The sequence below is a fragment of the Drancourtella sp. An57 genome (assembly GCF_002161525.1).
Lineage (GTDB): Bacteria > Bacillota > Clostridia > Lachnospirales > Lachnospiraceae > Sellimonas > Sellimonas catena.
The window spans coordinates 21,075-27,251 of the sequence record NZ_NFHY01000027.1 but is presented as its reverse complement, the minus strand read 5'-3'; the positions used below and the strand labels follow the sequence as shown (position 1 = coordinate 27,251).

7 protein-coding genes are annotated in these 6,177 nt (G+C 43.1%); 6 read left to right on the top strand and 1 reads right to left on the bottom strand.

Annotated features, from left to right (window positions below):
- Positions 1 to 193 precede the first annotated feature (193 nt).
- The 5 genes from B5G11_RS16225 to B5G11_RS15660 all read left to right on the top strand — a co-directional run bounded on the left by B5G11_RS16225 (position 194) and on the right by B5G11_RS15660 (position 3,045).
- Positions 194 to 463: a hypothetical protein gene (locus B5G11_RS16225; RefSeq protein WP_144289712.1), complete on the top strand. Its 270-nt coding sequence runs from the start codon at positions 194 to 196 to the stop codon at positions 461 to 463.
- Positions 438 to 911, top strand: coding sequence for a sigma-70 family RNA polymerase sigma factor (locus B5G11_RS15675; protein WP_087255512.1), 474 nt, complete (start codon positions 438 to 440; stop codon positions 909 to 911). Before B5G11_RS16225 ends, B5G11_RS15675 begins: the two co-directional genes overlap by 26 nt.
- Positions 912 to 917: 6 nt before the next feature.
- The gene (locus tag B5G11_RS15670) at positions 918 to 1,583 is read left to right on the top strand and encodes a zf-HC2 domain-containing protein (protein ID WP_087255508.1); all 666 of its coding nucleotides are present in this window, start codon (positions 918 to 920) and stop codon (positions 1,581 to 1,583) included.
- Between the two features lie 152 nt (positions 1,584 to 1,735).
- Complete coding sequence (locus B5G11_RS15665; RefSeq protein WP_087255505.1) at positions 1,736 to 2,098, top strand: hypothetical protein; 363 nt, start codon at positions 1,736 to 1,738, stop codon at positions 2,096 to 2,098.
- A gap of 167 nt (positions 2,099 to 2,265) precedes the next feature.
- Positions 2,266 to 3,045 carry a hypothetical protein gene (locus B5G11_RS15660; protein WP_087255502.1) on the top strand — a complete coding sequence of 260 codons (780 nt, stop codon included), beginning with the start codon at positions 2,266 to 2,268 and terminating at the stop codon, positions 3,043 to 3,045.
- A 247-nt stretch (positions 3,046 to 3,292) separates the two neighbouring features.
- Here the strand turns inward: B5G11_RS15660 and B5G11_RS15655 are convergent, their stop codons facing one another.
- The gene (locus B5G11_RS15655) at positions 3,293 to 3,901 is read right to left on the bottom strand and encodes a TetR/AcrR family transcriptional regulator (protein ID WP_087169655.1); all 609 of its coding nucleotides are present in this window, start codon (positions 3,899 to 3,901) and stop codon (positions 3,293 to 3,295) included.
- Positions 3,902 to 4,068: 167 nt separating this feature from the next.
- Between B5G11_RS15655 and B5G11_RS15650 the strand changes: the two genes are divergently transcribed.
- On the top strand, positions 4,069 to 6,177 hold the full coding sequence (locus tag B5G11_RS15650) for an MMPL family transporter (protein ID WP_087255500.1): 2,109 nt from the start codon (positions 4,069 to 4,071) through the stop codon (positions 6,175 to 6,177).

The window sequence follows — 6,177 nt, the reverse complement described above, 5'->3', positions numbered from 1 at the left end:
AATGTCTCCAAACGAGTACTATAAATATATTAAAACCAACGAGTTACCATCAGCATTTAAGCTGTTATAAAATCCAGACAAAAAATTTTTCGGATGTCCTTGACAAGGGGCTCACTTTAGGATCGGGATACGGTTTAAATATAAGAAAATATATTTTTGACCGTACAAACCGCACCTAAAATACGGTTGTAATATGGAAAAATCAATTTGCAACCGTAGAGACCAGGTAAAAAATACGGATGAGGGAGCAATAAGTTTGTTTTTAACCGTACCAGCTTCAATAAAATCAGGTTTTGAAGCTAAAAACTTGATTTGTAACCGTAGAGGAATGCTTGCAGGGGGCAGGACGCATTCACATGTTTTAATAAAATTGAAAAATCTATGTAACGAAATCATCCTTTTTCGGATATATGGGCACAAAGGAGGTGAGGGGGAAGATGATGGATATGGATGCCATATATAGAGAGTATGCGGATCCGGTTTTCAAATATCTGATGACGCTGTGCCGTGACGAGGACACTGCGCAGGAACTGACGCAGGAGACTTTTTATCAGGCGGTTCGCTCTGTAGGGAGATACGATGGAAGATGCAAAGTTTCCACCTGGCTGTGTCAGATCGCGAAACATCTCTGGTATCAGGAACTGGCGAGGCGCAGGCGGAAAGGCACCAGTGAATTAAATGAAAAGCTTGCCTCCTCCGGCGCAGATCTGTTCGAGACTGTCTCTATCAGGGAAGAGAAGATGGAACTGTTCAGGAAAGTGCACATTCTGGACGAGACTGCGAAGGAGGTTGTGCTTCTCAGGCTTACAGGAGCCTTTTCCTTCCGGGAGATCGGAGACATCTTCGGGAAAAACGAAAACTGGGCCAGAGTGACATTTTATCGGGCGAAACAAAAACTTGTGAAAGGATGATGAAGTATGAAATTAAATTGTGAAATAATCAGGGATTTACTGCCGAGTTATATTGATGGACTGACAAGCCAGGAGAGCAACAGACTGGTTGAGGAACATCTGGAAAGCTGTGCAGAATGCAGAGAATATCTGAAGGAAATGCAGGCGGATCTTTCATCAGAGGCTTCTGTAGAAAAGAACAAGAAAGCCATCCGGCCATTCCGAAAGCTGAACCGGAGGGTAAAGCAGAGGATTGCGGCAGCGGCTGGAGCTGCGGTACTGGTCTGTGTGGTTCTCTTCGGAGTAGGAACGTGGTACTATGGCCGCACATGGACTGCGGATTCCTCGGATGTCAAGATGAGCGTGGAAGCCTCGGGGAGCATTGCAACATTAAGATTCACCCCACAGGAGGACACAGTCCTCTATGTAGAGGCAGATGAAAACGAGGAAAATACGATTGTGATTACAGAAGGATACCGCAATCCGCTGAAAAAGGTATATCAGAAATCCGCCTATTATGGCTATACATTTATTGATAAAAATACCGTGATGGGGCTGAACGGAAAAAGCACAAAAATTGACGAGGATGATGTGCTGACCATCCGGTATGAAGATAAGACAGAAACAATCTCCATGCAGGAACTGGCAAAAGAAGCGCTGGCAAACAATCCGGAACGGACATTCTCTGAATAGAGAATGTCCGCCCGGTCGTTGGGAACAGAAGGGCGGACAAAAGATGAAATAGAGTAAAAGATCAGACGAAAAAAGTACTTTACAATCCTGTAGACATATTGTAAACTCTTGGTTAGTTATTGCTAACCAAGAAAAGACTTGCAGGAGGTACTATGACAATATTAAATCTGATTATGATTGTTATTTCATTGATACTGCTGATCCTCTGTATTATGGCACCCTTTCGGAAAAGCGGTGCGGCAAGAGGACACCAGATGCTTCAGGCGGTTTTAAAGCCCCACACGATCTATGGGATTCTCCTCCTTGTGACATCACTTGTCCACGGAATTCTCTCCGGAAACAACCCGGCGATGATGAGCGGAAAGCCGGCATGGCTCTGTTTGTTGATTCTTCTGATTTTCTCGGCGTTCAAAGGCAAGATGAAGACCAGAAACTGGATCAAAATCCACAGAGTACTTTCAGTATTGCTCTGCCTTCTGATTGTGGTACATATTGTACATGCCATTGTAGTATAAAAGCTACGGTTGGAAATGGAAAAGGCAGCGGATAAACATTGTACTTACACAGTGCGTATGGTACAATGGATAAAAGAGCAGAAATACAAGTTGTTCAAGTTTTAGCAACAGATACGACCCTCGAAGCGGCAACTTCGGGGGTTTCTTTTACGAGAGGGGCTGTTTTTATGTTAAAGAAAACCGTACTTTCCGGATGCGCAGCAGGAATCTTTCTGGCAGTATTGGCAGGAACAGTTGTGACAGGGGTAAAAAGTCCGATTGAAAGCCAAATTGCACCGGGACTGAAAAAGGAAGCAAAACAGATGAAGTCCTTTTTTCGCTCGCCCGAATCAGAAACAATGATTGCTGAAATACAGAGAAATCTTACAACATCACATACCGGAGAAGGAAATTCCGTGGAACTCTATGAGGGCCTGGCGTTTGAACCGAAAAAAGCGTATGAAGTTTACACATTAAAAAGTGAACACGTTATTCGTGAATTTGACCAGAATGGCACGTTTAAGGATAATATATCCGAAGAATATGTATTACAGGTACCGCTCAGCAACAGCCAGAATGAACTGGTCGGCCTGACCTTGTTTTATCAGGAGAAGGGAGGTTTTGAATTAGTCGCCTATGGAGAAATGGAAGAAAAGCAGGAAGTCCTGACAGATATGGAAGAGTTAAACGCACTTGTAAACGGTCAGGAAGAACTGAGAGGGCAGAAAGAAATCAAAGATGCAAAAACAGTTGTTCTGTATCAATATAATACATATGCAATTTATATCGAGACAGCAGACGCAGAATATATGATTCCGATTTCGGCCAACAACGTCATGACACAATTAGAAGAAAACAGAATTTATACAGCAGAAGAATTTATAGATGTGCTGCGACTGACTTCCAGTGAAGATATAAACGGCGAAAACCCGCTAACCTTAAAGGTTGGCGGGTTTCGCTGTTTATAAGTTATCTAAAGGAATGAGAGTAAAGTGCGGCACTTTGAAGTGCCTTACTTTATGAGGGGGGAGATAGTGATTTGTTTATCAACTATCTGATTCTTAGTATAACCAGAAAATGTGTCTAAAATATGTGCAGATCATAAAAGAAAACGAAATTTTCTTAATGGTCTATTAAGATTTTAACGCAAATGGCCGTTTTACCCGGGAAAACCAGGGTGATCAAGCAGATTTTCCGGTATTGTTGAATAAGCTATCAGATTTTTTCATCCGTATATATCCGGATAATCTGCCTGAGAATACTGTGAAGATAAGGAAGATATTCCTCAATCGGAACCGGCTGACTGTAGAGGATGCAGTTATAGCTGGTGGAACCGATAAGTTCGATAATAGTAAAAAGCATCAGTTCCGGGGTATCGCAGTGAACTCCGTATTTCAGCATTGATTCCAGAAAATGCTCATAAAATTTCTGGGAGGTTAAAAATCCTGTATCAGAAACGGTATTCTGAAAAATTCCCCAGGAGAGATTTTTGGCAACAAATTCCATTAATGCGTGCTGGCTGCGGAAACAGTCAATGATATAATCTGTAATAAACAGCAGTTCCTCCTCAAATCCGGAGGCATGAGATGTTTCCAGCGCACGGTGTGCATCATCAAACAGCTGGCCGGCTTTAAAGACGATCAGTTCATTTCTTAGATCATATTTATCCTGAAAATACAGATAAAAAGTTCCTTTTGCAAGTCCCGCCTCCTGAACAATATCAGATATGGTTGTTTTCGAGAATCCTTTCTCTGTAAACAGACGGAAGGCTGTTTTGAGAAGCAGATCCTTTTTCTGCTTTTTGTTTTCTTCTACCTTTCCCATGCAGATGTCTCCTTTTTACAATTTGCTATTAGACACATTATGATAGATTTGTCGTGAAAAGTCAATAAAATGACTAAAATTCATTTTTTCCTTCAAAATTATTGACTAATAGTCATTTTTGATTATACTTAAGGAATAACGTTTACAAGTGAAAGGAGTTGGTACAGGTGGTGAAAATCGGCAAATGGATTGCCAGGCACAAGGTACTGATTTTAATTCTGGGGATCCTCCTTGTTGTTCCATCGGTGATCGGGATGGCAAAAACACGGGTTAATTATGATTTGCTCAGTTATCTTCCGGAGCATCTGGAAACTGTGAAAGGGCAGGATCTTCTGGTGGATGAATACGGCATGGGGGCATTTTCCATGGTCGTGGCGGAGGATATGGAACTGAAAGACGTGCAGAAGCTAAAAGAGGCATTTGAAGAGATTCCGCATGTGAAAGATGTACTCTGGTACGATGATATAACGGATATTACAGTTCCGGTGGAAATGCTGCCGGATGATTTGGAGGAGGCATTTTTCCGGGGAGATGCTACGATGCTGCTGGCGCTTTTTGACAATACGACATCCTCGGATGAGGCAATGGATGCAGTGACGCAGATGAGGAAGACCGCGGATAAGCAGTGTTTTATCAGCGGAATGACCGGTGTTGTAACGGATATCAAAAATCTTTGTCTGAAGGAGATGCCGGTCTATGTTGTCATTGCAGTGCTGCTCTGCCTTTTCATTCTGGAACTGACATCGGGATCGTATCTTGTTCCGGTATTGTTTCTGCTGAGTATAGGGCTTGCGATTCTCTACAATATGGGAACAAATATTTTTCTGGGCGAGATTTCCTATATCACTCAGTCGCTGACGGCGATACTGCAGCTTGGGGTGACAATGGACTATTCTATTTTTCTGCTCCACAGCTATGAAGAAAATAAAAAACGTTTTCCGGGTGAGAAAGAACGGGCCATGGGGCATGCGATTGCAAACACGTTCCAGTCGGTCATCGCAAGTTCCGTTACAACAATTGCGGGATTTGCGGCATTGTGCTTCATGACCTTCGCGCTGGGAAGAGATCTTGGAATTGTCATGGGAAAAGGCGTTTTGATGGGCGTATTGTGCTGCGTAACCATTCTCCCGTCGCTGGTACTTGTATTTGATAGAGCAATTGAAAAGACAAGCCACCGGCAGCTGCTGACAAATATGGACCGGATTTCCGGATTTATCACAAAACATTACAAAGTGTGGATCGGGGTATTTCTTATTCTGATTATTCCGGCGGCGTATGGAAACAGCCGTACGGAAATTTATTACAACATCGCTCAGTCCCTGCCGGAGTCTTTGCCAAGCAACATTGCGAATGAAAAACTGGAGAAGGATTTCGATATGGCAAATGTGCACATGGTATTGATGGACAAACATATGGACAGCCTGAAAAAACAGGAGATGATGGAAAAGATTGATGAGGTGGACGGCGTGAAGTGGAGTATCAGTATGAATTCCCTGATCGGTCCGGCAGTTCCGGAATCTATGATTCCGTCAGAAGTCAAAGAGATGCTGCAAAGCGAGAACTATGAGCTGGCATTTGTCTGTTCAGAATACGGGGCGGCGACAGAAGCGGTAAACCGGCAGATTACTCAAATTGACAGGATCGTAAAAGCCTACGACAGCGATGCCATGGTTATCGGGGAAGCTCCTCTGATGAAGGATTTGCAGGACGTGACCGATATCGATTTGAAAATGGTCAATCTGGTGTCTATAGCTGCAATTTTTCTCATTATCATGCTGACCTTTAAATCGATTTCCCTCCCGGTCATTCTTGTTGCGGTGATTGAATCTGCCATTATGGTCAATATGGCGGTTCCTTATTTTCAGGGAGAGAGCCTTCCGTTTGTCGCAAGCATTGTAATCGGTACAATCCAGCTTGGAGCAACTGTGGATTATGCTATTTTGATGACAAGCAGATATCAGAAAGAGAGAAGAAGAGGAAAAAATAAAAAAGAGGCGGTTTCCATCGCGCACCGGATGAGCATGCCGTCGATCGTAAGCAGCGGTCTGAGCTTTTTTGCGGCTACATTCGGTGTGGCGGCATATTCCAATATTGATATGATCAGCTCGATCTGTACGTTGCTGGCAAGAGGTGCATTGATTAGCATGTGTGTAGTAATTCTCATTCTTCCGGCTATGTTTATGATTTTTGACGGTGTAGTATGCAAAACGTCCATCGGATTTCTTGGACAAAAGAAGAATGCGGCAGGTTTTTCGGGAAAGAAAAAAACAGCCTGA

Coding starts and splice junctions, on each gene's coding strand:
- B5G11_RS16225 (WP_144289712.1), top strand. CDS start 194: ATGGAAAAATCAATTTGCAACCGTAGAGACCAGGTAAAAAATACGGAT.
- B5G11_RS15660 (WP_087255502.1), top strand. CDS start 2,266: ATGTTAAAGAAAACCGTACTTTCCGGATGCGCAGCAGGAATCTTTCTG.
- B5G11_RS15665 (WP_087255505.1), top strand. CDS start 1,736: ATGACAATATTAAATCTGATTATGATTGTTATTTCATTGATACTGCTG.
- B5G11_RS15670 (WP_087255508.1), top strand. CDS start 918: ATGAAATTAAATTGTGAAATAATCAGGGATTTACTGCCGAGTTATATT.
- B5G11_RS15675 (WP_087255512.1), top strand. CDS start 438: ATGATGGATATGGATGCCATATATAGAGAGTATGCGGATCCGGTTTTC.
- B5G11_RS15655 (WP_087169655.1), bottom strand. CDS start 3,901: ATGGGAAAGGTAGAAGAAAACAAAAAGCAGAAAAAGGATCTGCTTCTC.